This window comes from Rhizobacter sp. P3_C12, from assembly GCF_056402735.1.
In genome coordinates this window covers 1-18,267 of the sequence record NZ_JBFUGW010000039.1, presented here as the reverse complement: position 1 = coordinate 18,267, position 18,267 = coordinate 1, and the positions used below count along the sequence as shown (strand labels likewise).

The following is an 18,267-nucleotide window of genomic DNA, read 5'->3' as shown; positions in this document are numbered from 1 at the left end:
CGCGCGGCCACTGATGGAGACAAACGATGTTCAAGCACCTTCGGCGCGCGCGTTGGGCTGCGCGCATTCTTCGTGTCGTCCGGACGCTGCCGATCGCCGCCACGCTGTGCGCGGCCGGTACCGGTACCGCCAGCGCCGCCGGGCCGGGCCTGCCCAACCTCACCTACAGCGCCTCCGAAGTCCTCAAGCCGATCTCCGTCATCCACAGTGCGGTGGCCGGCAGCGCGCGCGGCGAGGGCACGGTGCAGATGGTCGAGGGCTACCTGTTCGTGCCGTTCGGCAAGGACTCCGGCGTGTCGGGCGGCGGCTTCTCGTTCTACGACATCTCGAACCCGCGCTCGCCGGTGAAGGTGTCGCAGACCGACGTGACCGCGCTGCGCGAGCCGCACGGCTTCGGCTTCGCCAACGGTGGCAAGCATGCGGTGATGCAGACCATCAACGGCATCATGTTCTGGGACTTCACGAACCCGCTCGCGCCGGTGCAGCTGAGCCAGCTGGTGCTGCCCGGCATCCAGGAGTCCGACTACGCGCTCGGCGCCTGGTGGGCGTTCTGGCAGGCGCCCTACGTCTACGTCGGCGGCTCGGGCAACGGCCTGTTGATCGTCAATGCGGCCGACCCGCGCAACCCGGTCTACGTGAAGACCATCCCGACCAGCACCTGGGGCGGCTTCCGCGTCGGCCCGACCTTCGCGGTCGGCAACCTGCTGGCGATGACCAGCACCGACGGCGCCGGCCTGGTGACGCTCGACATCAGCGATCCCGTCAACCCGCGCCTGATCGGCTCCAGCGCGACCACGCCCGGCCAGTACAGCGGCATCCTCAACGGCGAGCGCATCGTCACCGCCGGCACCGACAACAAGCTGCATGTGTTCGACATCAGCAACCCGGCGGTCTTCACGCAGACCGCGGTGTCGGCCGACCAGGGCGGCAAGGGCGGCTACGTCTCGGTGCAGGGCGGCTACGCGCACTCGGGCTTCTCGGTCAAGTACTCGAAGGTCGACCTCGCCACCGGCGCCACCGCCGGCACCGGCACCTCCAACATCTCCGGCCGCGACGAAGACTTCGGCACCGTGTTCGGCAACCTGGTGCTGATCGGCAACGACCACGGCTCGGGCAGCGCGATCGTGCCGCACCAGGCGGCCCCGTGGACGCAGACACCGAGCGTCAACATGGTCTCGCCGAAGAACAACGCGGCCAGCATGCCGGTGACGAGCCGCATCGGCCTGACCACCACCGCGCACATCGACCTGCGCACCGTCTCCAACACCAGCTTCATCGTGCGCCCGCTCGGCGGCTCGACGCTGCCCGGACGCTACAGCGGGCAGTCCGGCGTGCTGAACTTCGCGCCCGACGCGCCGCTCTTTCCCGGCACCACCTACGAGGTGGTGGTGCCCGCCGGCGGCATGAAGGACGACAACGGCAACGCGATCGCCGCGTTCAGCTCGCGCTTCACGACCGCCGGCAGCGCGGCCGTGGCCTGCACGCTCGCGCCGCGCAGCGCCGCGCTGGTCAACAGCAGCCAGTCGTTCGCGCCGGCCTCCACCAGCGGCGCCAGCCTGCAGTATTCGTGGAGCTTCGGCGACGGCAGCAGCACCGCCTTCTCGACCACGCCGTCGGCCAGCCACACCTACACCGCGCCGCGCCACTACCCGGTGATCCTGTCGGTGCGCAGCGGCACGCAGACCAGCACCTGCTCGGCCAACCAGACCATCCACACCGCGCCCACCGCCAACGCGCCGCGCAGCACCGGCACCATCGCGTACGACGCCGGCCGCAGCCGCGTCTGGGTCGTCAACTCCGACAGCAACACCGTCAGCGCGATCAACACCGCGAACAACACGCGGGCGCTGGAGGTCGGCGTCGGCACCAACCCGCAGACGCTCGCGTTCGCACCGGACGGCCGTCTGTGGGTCGCCAATTTCGGCTCGGGCGACATCAGCATCCTCGACCCGGCGAGCGGCGGCCTGGTGCAGTCGATCGCGCTCGGCAACGGCTCGCGGCCGTTCGGCATCGTCTTCAACCCGGCCGGTAATGCCGCCTACGTGTCGCTGTCGGGCTCGCAGGGCGTCGTCAAGCTGCACCCGACCACCGGTGCGGTGCAGGCCACGCTGTCGCTCGGCGCGGTGCCGCGCGGCATCGCGATCAGCGGCGACTCGTCGCGCGTGCTCGTCACCCGCTATCTCTCGCCGGCCGCGCGCGGCGAGGTGATCGAGGTGAACGCGGCGCTGAGCGCCGTCACCCGCACGTTCGCGCTCGCGACCGATCCCGGCCCCGATACCGAGGCGAGCGGCCGCGGCGTGCCGAACTTCATCACCTCGATCGCGATCCAGCCGGACGGCCAGCGCGCCTGGATCCCGTCGAAGAAGGACAACACGCTGCGCGGCAGCTTCCGCGACGGCCAGGCGCTGACCTTCGAGAGCACGGTGCGCACCGTCGTCTCGCAGGTCGCGCTCGACACCAATGCCGAGGTGCTGGCCGATCGCATCGACCTGAACGACCGCGAGCTCGCGAACGCGGTGGTCTTCAGCCCGCTCGGCGACTACGCCTTCGTCTCGACGCAGGGCACCAACCAGATCGAGGTGGTCGATGCCTACACGCGCCAGCTCAGCACCGGCATCGTCAACGTCGGCCGCGCACCGCGCGGCCTGCTGCTGACGCCCAACGGCCGGCTGTACGTGCAGAACTTCATGTCGCGCAACGTCGGCGTGTACGACGTGAACGGCATCCTGAACGCGACCAGCAACGTCGCGAGCAAGATCACCGACGTGGCGGCGGTCTCGTCCGAGCCGCTCTCGGCGCAGGTGTTCCAGGGCAAGCAGATCTTCTACAACGCCGACGACCGGCGCATGAACCGCGACAAGTACATTTCGTGCGCGACCTGCCACCAGGACGGTGGGCACGATGGCCGCGTGATGGACTTCACCGACCGCGGCGAGGGCCTGCGCAACACCACGGTGCTGAACGGCCGGCGCGGCACCGGCCAGGGCCGGGTGCACTGGAGCGCGAACTTCGACGAGATCCAGGATTTCGAGCACGACATGCGCAACGCGTTCGGCGGCACCGGCTTCATGACCGATGCGCAGTTCAACACCGGCACGCGCAACCAGCCGCTGGGCAATGCGAAGGCGGGCGTCAGCGCCGAGCTCGATGCGCTGGCGGCCTACGTCAGCTCGCTCGCCACCGTGGGCCCGAGCCCGTACCGCAATGCCGACGGCACGCTGACCGCCGACGGCGTGGCCGGCCAGGCGATCTTCAAGGGCGCCGGCCAGTGCAGCAGCTGCCACTCGGGCGCCGATTTCACCGACAGCGCGACCGGCGTGCTGCACGATGTGGGCACGATCAAGGCCTCGTCGGGCAAGCGCCTGGGCGGCCCGCTGACCGGCATCGACACGCCGACGCTGCGTGGCGTGTGGGACAGCGCGCCCTACCTGCACGACGGCTCGGCCGCGACGCTGATGGACGTGCTGACCACCGCCAACCCGGCCGGCCTGCACGGCGCGGCCAGCAGCCTGACGGCCGCGCAGCGCCAGCAGCTGGTGAGCTACCTGCTGCAGATCGACGACAGCACTGACGGCGCGGCCGGCGTGGTGCTGAGCAACCTGTCGGTGAACGACACCGCGAACGCCGGCGGCTGGGCGCTGGTGTCGAACCTGCAGGCCGGCAACCTGCAGTACGGCGACCGCACCTACACCGTCACCAGCGTGCCGGCGGCGCTGGCCGGATCGGCGTGGATCCGCAGCGCCAACCTGTCGCGCGCCTACACCGGCGCGACGCTGGCCAGCTTCACGATCAGCCAGGCGGCCGACGTGTACGTGGGCATCGACAACCGCACGAGCGCGCCGTCGTGGATGAGCGGCTGGACCAGCTCCGGGCTGCAGATCGTCAACAGCGAATCGCCGGGTCGCACCTTCGTGCTGTACCGCAAGAACTTCCCGGCCGGGACAGTGACGCTCGGGTCCTTGAACAACACCGGCGTGAGCATGTACTCGGTGATAGTGAAGTGACCCTCGTAGCCCGGATGCCAATCCGGGAGCGGCGGTGAAACGTGAACGACAACCCCCGGATTGGCATCCGGGCTACGAGGAGACTTCATGAGCTTGTTCAGAACACTGTGGCTCGCGGCCGGCCTGCTGGTTGCCGGCTTCGCACAGGCGGCGAGCGTCCCCACCGGCTTCGTCGACGCCCAGGTCGCGACCGGCCTCACCAGCCCGACCTCGATGGCGGTGATGCCCGATGGCCGCGTGCTGGTCGTGCAGCAGAACGGCATCGTGCGCATCATCAAGAACGACGCGATGCTGGCGGCCAACTTCCACGCCTTCGCCAATGTCGACTCGAGCAACGAGCGCGGCTGCCTGGGCGTGGTGCCCGACCCCGCCTTCGCGACCAACCACTACGTCTACTTCTACTGCTCGACGGTGGTCGGCAGCGTCTCGCGCAACCGCGTGATCCGCGTCACCGAGGCGGCCGACACCGTGGTGGCCGGCAGCGAGCGCGTGGTCTTCGAGCTGCCCGACATCCCGAGTGCGACCAAGTGGCACATGGGCGGCGCGATGCGCTTCGGCACCGACGGCAAGCTGTACGTCGCGGTCGGCAACCACGAGGACAACCCGCAGCCGGTCGCCACCTCGAACTCGCAGAACCTCGCGAGCGCCTTCGGCAAGGTGCTGCGCATCAACGCCGACGGCACCATCCCGTCGGACAACCCGTTCTTCAACAACGCGAGCGCGTACAAGGCCAACTACATGCTCGGCTTCCGCAACCCGTTCGTGCTGGACATCCAGCCGACCACCGGCGCGATCGTGATCGGCGACGTCGGCCAGGGCAGCTGGGAGGAGATCAACCGCGGCCAGGCCGGCGGCAACTACGGCTGGCCGGCGGTGGAGGGTACCGGCAGCAACGCCTCGTACATCAACCCGATCTACGCCTACTCGCATTCGGTGGGCTGCTCGATCACCGGCACGCAGTTCTACAACCCGGCCACCGCGCGCTTCCCGGCGAGCTACGTCGGCCAGCTGTTCTTCGCCGACTTCTGCAACGGCACGATCAAGTCGCTGAGCCTGGCCTCGCCGACGGTCATCAACAACTTCGCGAGCGGCATCGGCAACCCGACCAACATCGGCGTGTCGCCGAGCGGCGCGCTGTATTACCTGGCGCGCAACCAGGGCACCGGCACGCCGGCACCCGGCGCGGGCACGGTCAGCAAGATCAGCTACACCGGCAGCCAGGCGCCGGCCATCACCGCGCAGCCGCAGAGCATCACGGTGTACGTCGGCACGGCGGCGACCTTCAGCGTCGGTGCCGATGGCGCGACCAGCTACCAGTGGCAGCGCAACGGCAGCAACATCTCGGGCGCCACCGCCAGCAGCTACACGCTGGCGACGACGACGGTCAACGACACCGGCGCAACCTTCCGCGTGATCGTCACCAACGCGTCGGGCAGCGTCACGTCGAACGCGGCGACGCTGACGGTCACGACCAACCGCTCGCCGACCGCGACGATCCTGACGCCGTCGGCCGGCGCGGGCTTCGCGACCGGCGACGTGGTCGCGTACACCGGCAGCGGCAGCGACCCGGAGGACGGCACGCTGCCGGCGAGCGCGTTCACCTGGAAGGTCGATTTCCAGCACGACTCGCATGCGCACTCGTTCGTGACGCCGGTCAGCGGCGCGACGGGCGGCAGCTTCACGGTGCCGGATTTCGAGGCGACCGAGGCCAACATGTGGCTGCGCATCACGCTGACGGTGCGCGATTCGTCGGGCGCCACCGCGAGCGCGACGCGCGACATCATTCCGCGCACGCCTGTCAGCCAGCTGCCGGTGGTGGGGACGCCCGTCAACGGCTGGGGGCCGTACGAGGTCGACCGCAGCAACGGCGAGCAGGGCGCGGCCGACGGCAAGACGATCACGCTGGCCTCGGTGCCCTACCTGAAGGGGCTCGGGGTGCACGCGCCGTCGGACATCAGCTTCGCGCTGAACGGCGGCTGCAGCGGCAGCTTCCTGAGCGACCTGGGCATCGATGGCGAGGCCGGCAACAACGGCTCGGTCGTGTTCCAGGTCTGGCTGGATGGCGTGCTGGCCTACGACAGCGGCGTCACGCGCGGGGGCGAGATCCGCAAGAAGGCGCTGGTGAGCGTGGCCGGCAAGAACACGCTGCGGCTGGTGGTCACCGATGGCGGCGATGGCGACGGCTACGACCACGCGGACTGGGGCGGCGCGCGCGTGACGGGCTGCGGCACGACGCCGCCGGTCGCGACGATCGGCAGCCTGGTGGTGTCCGATGGCGCCAACTCGGCGGCCTGGTCGGTGCAGTCCAACCTGCAGGTCGGCAACACCGTCTATGGCGACCGCACGTTCACCGTGGCCAGCCTGCCGGCCGCGGTGGCCGGCGGCCGCTGGGTGCGCACCGCGAATGCATCGAAGTCGTACACCGGCACGCCGCTCGCGAGCTTCTCGCTGAGCGCGGCGGCGGATGTCTACCTGGCGTTCGACAACCGCGGCGCATTGCCGTCGTGGGTCGACAGCAGCTGGGTCGACACCGGAACCGACCTGACGACCTCGGAGGGCGGCACGACCCGCGCGTTCAGCGTCTTCAAGAAGCGATTCAACCCCGGCACGGTGACGCTGGGGCCGTTGAACAATGCGGGTATCAGCATGTACCTGGTGATCGTGAAGTAGCGTCAGCCGCGGGGATGGTGGGCGGCATGCAGCGCCTTCAACCGCTCCCGCGCCACGTGCGTGTAGATGGTGGTGGTGGAGATGTCCGCATGCCCCAGCAGCATCTGCACCGCCCTCAGGTCGGCGCCGTGGTTCAGCAGGTGGGTCGCGAAGGCATGGCGCAGCGTGTGCGGCGACAGCGGCGCATGGATGCCGGCCTGCAGCGCGTACTTCTTGACGAGCTGCCAGAACATCTGCCGCGTCATCGGCCCGCCGCGGCCGGTGACGAACAGCGCGTCGCTCGCCTGGCCCTTCAGGATGTCGGCGCGCGCCTCGTCGAGGTAGCGCCGCAGCCAGGCGTGCGCCTCGTCGCCGAACGGCACGATCCGCTCCTTCGAACCCTTGCCGGTGACGCGCAGCGCGCCGTCCGACAGCCCGAGGTGCACGGCCTTCAGCGTGACGAGCTCGCTCACGCGCAGCCCGCTCGCATACATCAGCTCGAGCATCGTGCGGTCGCGCAGGCCGAGCGGGGTGTCGGTGTCGGGTGTCTTCAGCAGCGTCTCGACCTGGGCTTCGCTCAGCGTCTTCGGCACGCGCAGCGGCTGGCGCGCGGCGAGCAGCTTCAGCGTCGGGTCGACGACGACCAGGTGCTCGCGCAGCGCCCAGCGGAAGTAGCGCCTGAAGACCGCCAGGCGCCGGTTCGCGCTGGTGGCCTTGCCGGCGACCTGCGTCACCGCGTAGGCGCGCAGGTCGGTCTCGGTGCTGGCGTTCAGCGCCTTCTTCGGCTCCTTCGCGAGCCACTGCGCATACAGCGCCAGGTCGCGCCGGTAGGCGGCCAGCGAATTGGCCGCGAGGCCGTCCTCGATCCACAGCGCGTCGATGAAGCGATCGATCGCGCCGTGGCTTTCCGTCAGTTCAGGCGAGGCGTCCAATCAGTCCAGCTTGAGTTTCTGCTGCGCGACGACCTTCTTGTAGACCTCGTACTCGGCCGCGATCTGTGCCGCGAACTGCTCCGGCGTGTTCGCCACCAGCAGCGAGCCGGTCTCCTCGATGCGCTTCTTCACCGCCGGATCCTCGAGCGTCTTCTTCACCGCGGCGCTGACCTTGTCGACGATGTCCCTCGGCAGGCCCTTCGGTCCGTAGATGCCGTAGAACGCCATGCGGTTGACGCCTTCGAAGCCGACCTCCTTGAAGGTCGGCACGTTGGGCAGCACGGCCAGGCGCGTCGGCGCTGCGACGACGATCGGGATCAGCCGGCCGTCCTTGATGAAGGGCAGGGCGGATGGCAGGTTGTCGAAGATCATCGGCACCTGGCCGGCGATCGTGTCGTTCAGCGCCGGGCCCGCGCCGCGGTACGGGATGTGCGTGACGAAGGTGTTGGAGAGGCTCTTGAACAGCTCCATCTGCAGGTGGCCGATGCCGCCGGTGCCCGAGCTGCTGAACGAGTACTTGCCGGGGTTCTTCTTCAGCTCGGCCAGGAAGCCGGCGAAGTCGCGGGCCGGAAAGCTCGGGTGCACCGCGATCACGTTCGGCGTGGCCGCCACGTTGATGATCGGCGTGAAGTCGGTGATCGGGTTGTACGGGATCTTCGCGTTGATCGCCGGGTTGGCCGCGGTCGTCGACACGGTGGCCACGCCGAGCGAGTAGCCGTCGGGCGCCGCCTTCGCGATCTCGTTGGCGCCCACCGAGCCGCCGCCGCCGGCCTTGTTCTCGACGATCATCGTCTGGCCCAGCGGGCCGTTGATCTTCTCGGCCACCACGCGGGCGATGATGTCGGTCGTGCCGCCGGGCGCGAAGGGCACGACCAGCCGCACCGGCTTGGTCGGGTACGCCTGGGCCTGGGCAGCGCCGTGGGCGGCGAGCAGCGCGCTCGCGAGGGCAGCGGCGGCGATCAGTGTTCTGCGTTGCATGGTGTCTCCTGTTGCGGATGAGTCGAAGCACGAAACGAGGGGCATTGTGAGCGATCCTGCTCCCGCCGCCCGGCAGCAGCCCTGTGGAAACTACGAAGCGGGAAAGCACGAGGGAGCGGGGTGTCGCTGGCACACTCGGACCGCATGTCGAATGCCCTCCTGCTGCTGCCCGATTTCCTGCTGATCGTCTGCGGCTTCTGCATCTGCCGCTACACCGCGCTGGACCGCCCCGTCTGGGAGGCCGCCGAGCGGCTCGTCTACTACGTGCTGTTCCCGGTGCTGCTGTTCAACTCCATCGTGCGCAGCCCGCTGCAACCGGCGCAGACGCTGAGCCTGGCAGCCAGCGGCATCGGCATGCTGCTGGTGGGCATCGGGCTGTCCTACGCTTTGCGGCGCTGGCCGGGGGTGGATGCGCGGCTGCATGCGTCGGGTGCGCAGACGGCGTTCCGCTTCAACTCGTTCATCGCGCTGGCGCTGGCCGAGCGGCTGGGTGGGCAGCAAGGTGTCGCGTGGATGGCCTTGTTGATCGCGCTGGGCGTGCCGCTGTGCAACGTGGCGGCGGTGTGGCCGCTGGCGCGCCATGGCGGGCATTCATACATGCGCGAGATCGTTCGCAATCCGCTGATCGTCAGCACGGTGGCGGGGCTGATCGCGAACCTGATCGGGCTGCGCTTTCCGGAGGCGGTCGCGACGACGCTGCAGCGCATTGGTGTGGCGGCGCTGCCGGTCGGGCTGATGGCGGTGGGGGCGGGGCTGCGGGTGGCGGGGCTGCGGGCCGCGCCGGGGCTGGCTGCGGCCTTCCTGACGATCCGGCATGCGGTGCTGCCGGCGGTGGCGATCGGGCTGACGGCCGTGCTGGCGTTGCCGCTGGCGCAGCGTGACATCGTCGTCCTGTTCGCCGCGATGCCGACGGCCTCCAGCGCCTATGTGCTCGCCGCGCGGATGGGTGGCGACGGAGCCTATGTGGCGGGGCTCGTCACGCTGTCGACGTTGCTCGGGATGCTGAGCATCCCGGTATGGCTGGCGGTGCTCGCGGCACTGCCAGCCTGATGCGCACACAACACCGCTCGCCCTGAGCCTGTCGAAGGGTTGGGCTGAGCTTGTCGAAGCCCTTGTGCCGGGTCACCAACCCTTCGACACAGGCCCTCGACAAGCTCGGTCCCTGCTCAGGGCGAACGGGTGTTTTAGAAGGTCGCCTTGAACTGCGCCCCGAAGGTCCGCGGCTCGTTGACGAACCCGGTCAGGTTGTTGAAGTCGATGCCCCCCACGACCTGGATCTCGTTCGTGATGTTGCGCGCGAAGACAGCCGCCTCGTACTTCCCGTTGGCCCACTGGTAGCCCAGCCGCAACCCGCCCGTCAGCAGCGACTTGCCGGTGAACTCGGTCGACTCGTACAGGAAGAAATTGATCTTGCTGCGGTACGCCCAATCGGTGTAGACGAAGTATTCGCCGCCCGATGCCGTCGGCATGCCGTAGCGCAGCGTCACGTTGCCGATCCACTTCGGGGCCTGCGGCAGCGGGTTGCCGTCGATGTGGTACGTGCCAGCCACCGGGCCCGCCGGGTCGTTCACCGTGCACTGCGCACAGCCGGCCACGACGAGATCGCCGTCCTTGATCTTCGTCATGTTGTAGCTGCCGTTCAGGCCCAGCAGCAGCGTGTCGGTCAGGTAGGCGTCGAAGTTGAACTCCACGCCCTGGCCCTGCGCCTTCTTCGCGCTGACCAGCGTCGTCACGTTCTGCGTGCCCCCCACCGCGCTCAGCTGCTGGTCCTTCACGTCGTAGTGGAAGACGCTGAACGCCGTGCGCGCCCGCTTGTTCCACAGGTCGGCCTTCACGCCGGCCTCGTACGAGGTGTTGGTCTCCGGGCCGGCCTTCGACTGCGGGCCGAAGGCCGATGCGTTCTGCAGGCTCGAGGCGCGGAAGCCGGTGGCGACGCGCGCGTACAGGTTCACATCGGGCGTCAGCGCGTAGGTGCCGCTCAGGTCCCAGTTGACCTTCGAGTCCTTGGTGTCGGCGGTGGTGCCGGCGCTGCGGTCGATCGTCGTGTTGGCGGTGGTCGTCGCGAGGTACTTCTCGTCGTGCGTATAGCGCAGGCCACCCCGCACGTTCAGCTGCGGCGTGAACTGGTAGTTGGCCGAACCGAACACCGCCCAGGCGTTGTTGACCTGCGTGGTCTGCACCGAGGTGTCCGGGCCGTGGAAGATGGTGTCGTAGCTGATGCTGTCGATCAGGTAGCGCTCGCGGAACAGGTAGACGCCGGTCTGCCACTTCAGCGGGCCGCCGGCCAGCGACTCGAGGCGGAACTCCTGCGAGTACTGGCGGTGGCCGTTCAGCGCGTCCGAGGTCTCGCTCGAGAACGGGATGAAGCCGGGGCCGTTCGCGCCGCCCGGGGCGTRCGGAGCGCCGTAGCCGCCGTCCACGTCGCCGCGGCTGTAGGTGTACAGGTGCTCGAAGCCGGTGATCGAGTTCAGCGCCACCGTGTCGAAGGCCCAGCGCAGCCGCAGGCTGGTGCCGAAGTTCGACAGCGTCTGCTCGTTCTTGCCGTCGATCGTGACCGACTTCTCGTCGAAGCCGTCGACCAGGTCGTTGGTGCCCGGCTTGATGATGTTGGCGCGGAACAGCCGCGCCGTGCCCTTCAGGTCGCGCATGTGCACGTTGCCGAGCGCGCTGAAGCTGCTGTTCGGCTGGTACAGCGCCTGCAGGCGGATCGCGTTGTCGTCGTAGCCTTCGAGCTTGTCGGTCTGCGCCGGGCGGTAGTTGTTGTCGACCCAGTCGTCGCGGTGCTGCGACTGGATCGACACGCGGGCCGCGAAATCGGGGCTCGCCGATGCGTTCCACGCGCCTTCGAGGTTGGTGGTGCCGAAGGTGCCGTAGCTGATGCTGCCGTAGCCCTCGTTCTTCTTCAGCTGCGGCTTGACCGATTCGAACTTCACCACGCCGGCCGGCGTGTTGCGGCCGAACAGGGTGCCCTGCGGGCCGGCCAGCACCTCGATGCGGTCGAGGTCGAAGGCCGGGAAGCCCTTCAGGATCGGGTTCTCCTGCACCACGTCGTCATAGATCAGCGAGACCGGCTGCGATGCGTTCAGGTGGAAATCGGTGTTGCCGTAGCCGCGGATGTAGAAGCGCGGGAAGGCGCGGCCGAACGACGACTCGATGTTCAGGCTCGGCACGCGGCCCGACAGCATGCGGATGTCTTCGCCGGACGAGTTCAGCACGTCGAGCTTCTCGCCGCCCAGCGTCGAGATCGACATCGGTACGTCCTTCGCGTTCTCGCTGCGGCGCTCGGCGGTCACGGTGACCGGGGCCAGCACGCTGATTTCCTGGGCCTGGGCCTGGGCCTGGGCCGCCAGTGCGGCCAGGGCCAGTCCGATGCAGAGGGAGGCGCGGGTCAGCGCGAACGGGGCCGCTTGTTGGGGCATGGGTACATCCGTGTGGGTGAGGGAATGGAGGGCAACAGCAACTGCCATGCCACGTTCAGGTGCATCGGCGGGCGCCGCTCACGGCGCGGGCACGCCGACGCGCCACTGGTCCCAGTGCGCCACGATGTCGTTCACCAGCGGCCCGCCGGCCGCGACCAGGTTCTGCGTGGCCGGCACGAAGCCGCCCGGCGTGCCGGCGGTCGAGGCCATCAGCGACGCATAGGCGCTCTGCCCCGAATGGGGGCGGTCGAAGTTCGAGGCGGTGCGCAGCACGGCCAGCCGCTTGACATCGACGCGGCCGGCGGCCGCCGCCCGGGCCAGCGCGTTGTAGGTGGCGTTGTCTTCCTGCTGGGTCGTGCAGTAGGTGCCCTTGCCATCGGTCAGCAGCCTGGTCCAGGCGCGGGCGTGCTCGCCCAGCTTGTCGCCGTGCCACCAGGTGTCGCCGCCCAGCGTGTCGCACTGGGTCACGGTGGGCAGCTTGCGGGCCGCCGGCTGCTTGTAGCGCTTGCGGTAGGCCTTGGCGGCGTCGCTGTCGGCGAGCTTCGCATTCTTGCTGAGCGCCAGCGCCTTCTGCAGCAGCGCCTCGTCGAGCTGTGCGAGCTCGGTGTGGTAGTCGAACTTCGGCTTCTCGCCGGGGCCCTTGGTCATGATGCCGAAGTAGCCCGAGGCCCAGCCCTTGGGCATCTCGCGTGCATCGAGTTCGTGCGCGATGCCGACATCGACCAGGTAGCGCGCCCACGCGGCCGTGCCGAGCGTGCCGCGCGCCGGGTCGATGCCCGCGATGCCGGCGATCAGGAAGTACGTCTGCCGCAGGTCGAAGCGGGGGTCGAGCGTGACGGCCATCGTGGAGGCGGCGACATTGGCGTGCCCCATGCCTGCCGTCAGCAGGCACACGTCGTCGGTGTTGCAGCGCAGCGCCGGGCTCTCGGGCAGCAGGCCGGGCACCGGGATGGCCTCGGTCAGCTTCATCGGCGCGATCCACGGCGCGGCCTCGGGCTCGAACATCGCGATGATCAGCACCTTCAGCGGGCGTGGGGCGGGTGCCGGGGCTTGCGCCTGGGCCAGCGAGGCGGCCGCGGCCAGCAAAACGGCAACGGCGGACGCGAGGATCGGGGTCTTCTTCATTTCGGTTGTCTCCGGGGAGTGGCACGGGCCTTCCAGGCCTCGAGGAAGGCCATCGTGACGGCCGCTTCGTTGGTCTCGGCCAGCCCGCTCGAGAACAGCGCGCCGACGTCGGCGTTGAACTCCTCCGCGCCGGCCAGGTCGCTGAGGCTGCGGAACGCGATGTAGGGCACGCCGTTCGCGTGGGCCACGTGCGCGAGCGCGGCGGTCTCCATCTCGAAGGTCTCGGCCTGCAGCTGCTCGAACAGGTAGCTGCGGTAGGCCGGGTTGGCGAGGAACAGCGTGCCCGAGACGCCACGCCCGCCGACCACCACGCGCGGCTGCGTCGCGACGCACAGCTTCGGGTCGGGCTCGGCCACGCCCGGCTTGAAGGCCTTCGGGCCGCAGCGCGCCAGCTCGGGCCGGATCGCGCGGGCGACCTCGAGCATCGCCGGATCGGCCTCGTAGTCGAAGCGGAACTCGCCCTGCGGCGCGCGCTCGCGGCTCATCACGAAGTTCTGCCGCATGAAGAGGCCCCCGACCGGCGCCGCGCCGACGAAGGGCGGCACCGGCTGGCCATTGACCTCGGCGAGCTTCAGGCCGAGGCAGCTCACGTCGCCAGGCGAACCGCAGGGCGCGGGCGGCGTGCCGTCGTGGTTCCAGTACACCTCGAGCGGCATCGCCCAGCGCTCGGGCACGATCACGTCGCCGACATGGTGGGCCGGGTTCACGCCGCCGCTGATGCCGCTCATGATGAGCCGCTGCACGTGGAAGTGGTCCAGCATCAGCTGCGTGACCATCGTCGAGTTGATCATGCTGACGCCGCTCAGCACGATGACGACCCGGTTGCCGCGCAGCGTGCCGGTCGTGAAGCGGTTGCCGTTGACCGTGAAGCTGCGCCGGCCCTGGGTGTTGGCGACCAGGATGTCGGCCTCGGCGCCGAAGGCCGAGACGATGCCGATGCGCGGCGTGCAGTCGCTCAGGCAGCGCGGCGCGGCATGCGCGGGGAGGGACAGGCAGAAGGCGAGAAGCAGCAGCAGGCGGGCGATCATTCGTGGCAGTTCGATAAGGACAACATCGGGTTCAGCAATGTTCGTGCCGCTCAACTGCCACGGATCACGCGGAGAGCGCCCAGTCTATGTGCTCCCGCACCAGTTCGTCAGCCCCCTCGCGATCGGCTTGCAACGCATCCGCCAGCGCCTCGCGCTCGGCGGCCGGCGTGGCCGGATCGCGCAAGGCGTTGCCGATCGCCACCGCGAGGTTGCGGCGCCAGCGCTGGTGGCCGATGCGGCGGATCGCGCTGCCTTCGGTGTGGCGCAGGAAGTCGGCCTCGGTCCAGGCCCACAGGCCGCGCAGCGTCGGCGCGGCGAGTGCGTCGCGCACGTCGAAGTCGGGCAGCGGGCTGCGCTGCGCGTACTTGTTCCACGGGCACACGAGCTGGCAGTCGTCGCAGCCGTAGATGCGGTTGCCGATCGCCGGTCGCAGCTCGACGGGGATCGGCCCGGCATGCTCGATCGTCAGGTACGAGATGCAGCGCCGCGCATCGACGCGGTAGGGCGCGACGATGGCGCGCGTCGGGCAGATGTCGATGCAGGCGCTGCAGCTGCCGCAGTGCCCGCTGACCGGGGTCGACAGCGGCAGCGGCAGGTCGACGTAGATCTCGCCGAGGAAGAACATCGAGCCGGCCTCGCGGTGCAGCGTCAGCGTGTGCTTGCCGCGCCAGCCGATGCCGCTGCGCGACGCGAGCTCGACCTCGAGCACCGGCGCCGAGTCGGTGAACACGCGGTGGCCGCGCGGGCCGACCTCTTGCTGCAGGCGATCGGCGAGCTTCTGCAGCCGGTGGCGCAGCACCTTGTGGTAGTCGCGGCCGCGGGCATAGACCGACACCGCGGCCTGCGCGGGCGACGCGAGGCGGTCCCATTCGACGGCCTGCCAGTCGTCGGGTGTCGCCTGGGGGAGATAGTCCATGCGCGCGGTGATCACGCGCACGGTGCCCGGCACCAGCTCGGCGGGACGGGCGCGCTTCAGGCCGTGCGCGGCCATGTAGCCCATCTCGCCATGGAAACCGTCGCGCAGCCACGCCAGAAGCCCTGCCTCGGCGGAGGACAGATCCACATCGGCGACGCCGATCTGTGAAAATCCGAGCGCGAGGCCCCAGTCGCGCAACTGCGCGACCAGGCCATCCCCGTCCAACTGCTGAGCTTCGGTCATTTGACGATTCTAGAAACCCGATCGCTGCCCTGGCCCGACGAGGCCGCCTGCGCCGCCACCGCGCAGCGGCTGGCGGCGCATCCCTCGCTGCGCACGGCCTTCATCGAACTGCACGGCCCGCTGGGGGCCGGCAAGACCACCTTCACGCGCCACCTGCTGCAGGCACTCGGCGTCACCGGGCGCATCAAGAGCCCGACCTATGCGGTGATGGAGCAGTATCCGTTGCCGGGCGCACCGGTCATCTCGCATTTCGATTTCTACCGCTTCGAGGATCCGCAGGAGTTCGAGGATGCGGGCTTTCGCGACGTGTTCGGGGCGCCGGGGCTGAAGATCGCCGAGTGGCCGGAGAAGGCGCAGGAGCTGCTTCCCGTGGCCGATCTGCGGATCGACATCGCGTTCGATGACGCTGACGTTCACCTGGGTGCGGGCGAAGCGGGCGGGGGGCCGCGGCGCGTGCGCCTGGTCGCGCAGACGCCGCTCGGCGTGGAGCTGCTGTCATGAAGCGGCGCGGCGCGCTGCAAGGCCTGGGCAGCCTCGTGCTGCTGCTCGGCGCCAACGAACTCGCCTTCGGCGCGAGCATCGTCGCGGTGCGGGTCTGGCCGGCCACCGACTACACCCGCGTGACGCTCGAATCCGACTCGGCGCTGTCGGTCAAGCACTTCCTGGCGGAGAACCCGAACCGGCTGGTGATCGACATCGACGGGCTGGAACTCAGCCCGGCGCTGCGTGAGCTGGTGGGCAAGGTGCGTTCCGACGACCCGTTCATCGGCGGCGTGCGCGTCGGCCAGAACCAGCCGCGCGTGGTGCGCCTGGTGATCGACCTGAAGCAGGCGACCGCGCCGCAGCTGTTCACGCTGGCGCCGGTGGCGGCGTACCAGCATCGGCTGGTGTTCGACCTCTATCCGACCGAAGAGCGCGATCCGCTGCTGTCGCTGATCAAGGACAAGGAGCAGGCCGAGCAACGCGCCGCCCAGGAGGTGCAGGACGCGCTCGGCGAGTTCATCGGCAAGATCGGCCGGCCGCCGGACGTCAACATCAGGCCGCTGCCGGCACCGGCGCCACCTCAGCCGCCGGTGGCCGCGGCCTCGCAGCCGCATGGCGGGCCGCTGGCCTCGGGTGCCGCGACGGTGCCGCCGATGTCGCAGGGGCGCATCGACCGGCTGATCATCGTCGCGCTCGACCCCGGGCATGGCGGCGAGGACCCCGGCGCGAGCGGCCCGAGCGGATTGCACGAGAAAGACGTGGTGCTGCAGGTGGCGCTGAAACTGCGCGACCGCATCAACGCACTGCCGGGCTTTCGGGCGATGATGACCCGCGATGCCGATTTCTTCGTGCCGCTGCAGGACCGGGTGCGCAAGGCGCGGCGCGTGCAGGCCGACCTGTTCGTGTCGATCCATGCCGATGCCTTCCTGACGCCGAAGGCGCGCGGCGCCTCGGTGTTCGCGCTGTCGCAGCACGGTGCGAGCAGCTCGGCGGCGCGCTGGATGGCCGACAAGGAGAACGCGGCCGACATGGTGGGCGGCGTCAACTTCAAGGCCAAGGACGCCGCGGTGCTGCGCGCGATGCTCGACATGAGCACCACCGCGCAGATCAAGGACAGCATGAAGCTCGGCAGCGAGGTGCTGGGCCAGATCGGCAAGGTCGGCAAGCTGCACAAGGGCAGCGTCGAGCAGGCCGGCTTCGCGGTGCTGAAGGCCCCCGACATCCCGTCGATCCTGGTCGAGACGGCCTTCATCTCGAACCCTGAAGAAGAAGCGAAGCTGCGCGACCCGCAGTACCAGCTGCAACTGGTCGACGCGCTGACCACCGGGATCCGGCGCTACTTCGCGAAGAACCCGCCGCTGGCAAGACAACGCCAGCTGTAGCCCGGATGCCAATCCGGGGTCAGGCGACTTGCGTGCGTCGCGCCTTCCAAGCGCCGAACAGCACCAGCAAGCCCGGCAGCAGGATCGCGCCCCAGATGATCTTGTCGAGGTGCTCCTTGACCCACGGGATGTTGCCGAACAGGTAGCCGGCCAGCGTGACGCCGCCGACCCACAGCACCGCGCCGCTCACGTCGTACAGCGTGAACTTGCGGCGCGTCATCTGCGCGACGCCGGCGACGAAGGGCGCGAAGGTGCGCAGGAAGGGCATGAAGCGCGCGGCGACGATCGTGATGCCGCCGTATTTCTCGTAGAAGGCATGAGCCTGCTCGAAGGCCTTCTTGTTGAAGAAGCGCGAGTTCTCCCACTGGAACACGCGTGGCCCGAAGTAGCGGCCGATCGCGTAGTTGCTCTGGTTGCCCAGGATCGCGGCCGCCACCAGCAGCCCGATCGACAGCGGCAGGCTCATCAGCCCCGCACCGCACAGCGCACCGACGACGAACAGCAGCGAGTCGCCCGGCAGGAAGGGCATCACGACGACGCCGGTCTCGACGAAGATGATCAGGAACAGCAGCGCGTACACCCAGGTGCCGTAGGCCGCGACGAAGTTCGCGAGGTGCACGTCGACGTGCAGGATGAAATCGAGAATGAAGTGGGCGATGTCCATGGGCGGCGATTATCTCTGTGCGAAGGGGCAGAGCATCACGAGCGGGTCGTTGCCTACTTTCTTCGTGGCGATGAATCATCGTTTGCATTCTCTCCGGTCACGAATCCAATCGGACGCTTCGGCGGATCGGGTGGAGTCGTGAGCTCCCGCAAGGCGTCGAAAACCTGCCTCAGCTGGTTGCGGGTGTTGCGGCTGAATGTGTCTTGCGTCAGAGCCAGCGCTTCGGTTCGCTCTTCCAACTCGGCGAGCCGCTTGGCGAACTCGGCGTGCACGCCAGCCAGCTCTCTCATGTGAACGAAGGCGCGTACGACGAAGATGCCCATCTCGACGGCTTCAGGCGTTGCCAGGACGTTCGCAGCCTGAATCGCACCGTGTTCGGTGAACGCATGGGGCCGCGTTCGAGAGAATTTGAGTTGGCCGAGGTGGTCGCAATTTGCGACCACC

The 18,267-nt window shown here is 69.0% G+C and carries 13 protein-coding genes; 5 read left to right on the top strand and 8 right to left on the bottom strand.

What is annotated here, in order from left to right; genetic code table 11:
• The first annotated feature begins 26 nt into the window (after nucleotides 1-26).
• Both AC1DXV_RS09135 and AC1DXV_RS09130 read left to right on the top strand, forming a co-directional pair.
• On the top strand, nucleotides 27-4,004 hold the full coding sequence (locus AC1DXV_RS09135) for an Ig-like domain-containing protein (RefSeq protein WP_477866332.1): 3,978 nt from the start codon (nucleotides 27-29) through the stop codon (nucleotides 4,002-4,004).
• Nucleotides 4,005-4,091: 87 nt separating this feature from the next.
• Nucleotides 4,092-6,674 carry a PQQ-dependent sugar dehydrogenase gene (locus AC1DXV_RS09130; protein WP_477933286.1) on the top strand — a complete coding sequence of 861 codons (2,583 nt, stop codon included), beginning with the start codon at nucleotides 4,092-4,094 and terminating at the stop codon, nucleotides 6,672-6,674.
• A 2-nt stretch (nucleotides 6,675-6,676) separates the two neighbouring features.
• Here AC1DXV_RS09130 and xerD read toward each other — a convergent pair whose 3' ends face one another.
• Both xerD and AC1DXV_RS09120 read right to left on the bottom strand, forming a co-directional pair.
• Nucleotides 6,677-7,585: a site-specific tyrosine recombinase XerD gene (gene xerD / locus AC1DXV_RS09125; RefSeq protein WP_477865419.1), complete on the bottom strand. Its 909-nt coding sequence runs from the start codon at nucleotides 7,583-7,585 to the stop codon at nucleotides 6,677-6,679.
• A complete protein-coding gene (locus AC1DXV_RS09120) occupies nucleotides 7,586-8,563 on the bottom strand; it encodes a tripartite tricarboxylate transporter substrate binding protein BugE (RefSeq protein WP_465113374.1) in 978 nt (325 codons plus the stop codon).
• A 144-nt stretch (nucleotides 8,564-8,707) separates the two neighbouring features.
• On the opposite strand from AC1DXV_RS09120, the gene AC1DXV_RS09115 reads away from it, so the two are divergent.
• Nucleotides 8,708-9,613 carry an AEC family transporter gene (locus tag AC1DXV_RS09115; RefSeq protein ID WP_477865418.1) on the top strand — a complete coding sequence of 302 codons (906 nt, stop codon included), beginning with the start codon at nucleotides 8,708-8,710 and terminating at the stop codon, nucleotides 9,611-9,613.
• Nucleotides 9,614-9,747: 134 nt separating this feature from the next.
• Here the strand turns inward: AC1DXV_RS09115 and AC1DXV_RS09110 are convergent, their stop codons facing one another.
• The 4 genes from AC1DXV_RS09110 to queG all read right to left on the bottom strand — a co-directional run bounded on the left by AC1DXV_RS09110 (nucleotide 9,748) and on the right by queG (nucleotide 15,294).
• The gene (locus tag AC1DXV_RS09110; protein WP_477933284.1) at nucleotides 9,748-11,982 is read right to left on the bottom strand and encodes a TonB-dependent receptor; all 2,235 of its coding nucleotides are present in this window, start codon (nucleotides 11,980-11,982) and stop codon (nucleotides 9,748-9,750) included.
• Between the two features lie 78 nt (nucleotides 11,983-12,060).
• Nucleotides 12,061-13,107 (bottom strand): purine-nucleoside phosphorylase, encoded by a 1,047-nt coding sequence (locus AC1DXV_RS09105; protein ID WP_477865416.1) that lies wholly within the window; start codon nucleotides 13,105-13,107, stop codon nucleotides 12,061-12,063.
• Nucleotides 13,104-14,135, bottom strand: a complete 1,032-nt coding sequence (locus tag AC1DXV_RS09100) for a 5'-methylthioadenosine/S-adenosylhomocysteine nucleosidase (protein ID WP_477865415.1) — start codon at nucleotides 14,133-14,135, stop codon at nucleotides 13,104-13,106. The genes AC1DXV_RS09105 and AC1DXV_RS09100 overlap by 4 nt, the downstream gene beginning before the upstream one ends.
• Nucleotides 14,136-14,199: 64 nt before the next feature.
• Nucleotides 14,200-15,294: a tRNA epoxyqueuosine(34) reductase QueG gene (gene queG / locus AC1DXV_RS09095; RefSeq protein WP_477865414.1), complete on the bottom strand. Its 1,095-nt coding sequence runs from the start codon at nucleotides 15,292-15,294 to the stop codon at nucleotides 14,200-14,202.
• On the opposite strand from queG, the gene tsaE reads away from it, so the two are divergent.
• Together tsaE and AC1DXV_RS09085 are read left to right on the top strand one after the other, a co-directional pair.
• Nucleotides 15,295-15,795 carry a tRNA (adenosine(37)-N6)-threonylcarbamoyltransferase complex ATPase subunit type 1 TsaE gene (gene tsaE / locus AC1DXV_RS09090; RefSeq protein WP_477933282.1) on the top strand — a complete coding sequence of 167 codons (501 nt, stop codon included), beginning with the start codon at nucleotides 15,295-15,297 and terminating at the stop codon, nucleotides 15,793-15,795.
• A complete protein-coding gene (locus AC1DXV_RS09085) occupies nucleotides 15,792-17,159 on the top strand; it encodes an N-acetylmuramoyl-L-alanine amidase (RefSeq protein WP_477865412.1) in 1,368 nt (455 codons plus the stop codon). Before tsaE ends, AC1DXV_RS09085 begins: the two co-directional genes overlap by 4 nt.
• Before the next feature lie 19 nt (nucleotides 17,160-17,178).
• On the opposite strand, the gene AC1DXV_RS09080 is transcribed toward AC1DXV_RS09085, so the two are convergent.
• Together AC1DXV_RS09080 and AC1DXV_RS09075 are read right to left on the bottom strand one after the other, a co-directional pair.
• Nucleotides 17,179-17,823 (bottom strand): DedA family protein, encoded by a 645-nt coding sequence (locus tag AC1DXV_RS09080; protein ID WP_477865411.1) that lies wholly within the window; start codon nucleotides 17,821-17,823, stop codon nucleotides 17,179-17,181.
• A 53-nt stretch (nucleotides 17,824-17,876) separates the two neighbouring features.
• The coding region (locus tag AC1DXV_RS09075; protein ID WP_477933280.1) for an uS5 family small ribosomal subunit protein at nucleotides 17,877-18,267 on the bottom strand (391 nt) is incomplete at its 5' end.

What these genes read in the sequence shown, in the direction of transcription:
- AC1DXV_RS09135 (WP_477866332.1), top strand. Translation starts at nt 27, where the DNA reads ATGTTCAAGCACCTTCGGCGCGCGCGTTGGGCTGCGCGCATTCTTCGT.
- AC1DXV_RS09130 (WP_477933286.1), top strand. Translation starts at nt 4,092, where the DNA reads ATGAGCTTGTTCAGAACACTGTGGCTCGCGGCCGGCCTGCTGGTTGCC.
- AC1DXV_RS09120 (WP_465113374.1), bottom strand. Translation starts at nt 8,563, where the DNA reads ATGCAACGCAGAACACTGATCGCCGCCGCTGCCCTCGCGAGCGCGCTG.
- AC1DXV_RS09115 (WP_477865418.1), top strand. Translation starts at nt 8,708, where the DNA reads ATGTCGAATGCCCTCCTGCTGCTGCCCGATTTCCTGCTGATCGTCTGC.
- AC1DXV_RS09105 (WP_477865416.1), bottom strand. Translation starts at nt 13,107, where the DNA reads ATGAAGAAGACCCCGATCCTCGCGTCCGCCGTTGCCGTTTTGCTGGCC.
- AC1DXV_RS09100 (WP_477865415.1), bottom strand. Translation starts at nt 14,135, where the DNA reads ATGATCGCCCGCCTGCTGCTGCTTCTCGCCTTCTGCCTGTCCCTCCCC.
- queG (WP_477865414.1), bottom strand. Translation starts at nt 15,294, where the DNA reads ATGACCGAAGCTCAGCAGTTGGACGGGGATGGCCTGGTCGCGCAGTTG.
- AC1DXV_RS09085 (WP_477865412.1), top strand. Translation starts at nt 15,792, where the DNA reads ATGAAGCGGCGCGGCGCGCTGCAAGGCCTGGGCAGCCTCGTGCTGCTG.
- AC1DXV_RS09080 (WP_477865411.1), bottom strand. Translation starts at nt 17,823, where the DNA reads ATGGACATCGCCCACTTCATTCTCGATTTCATCCTGCACGTCGACGTG.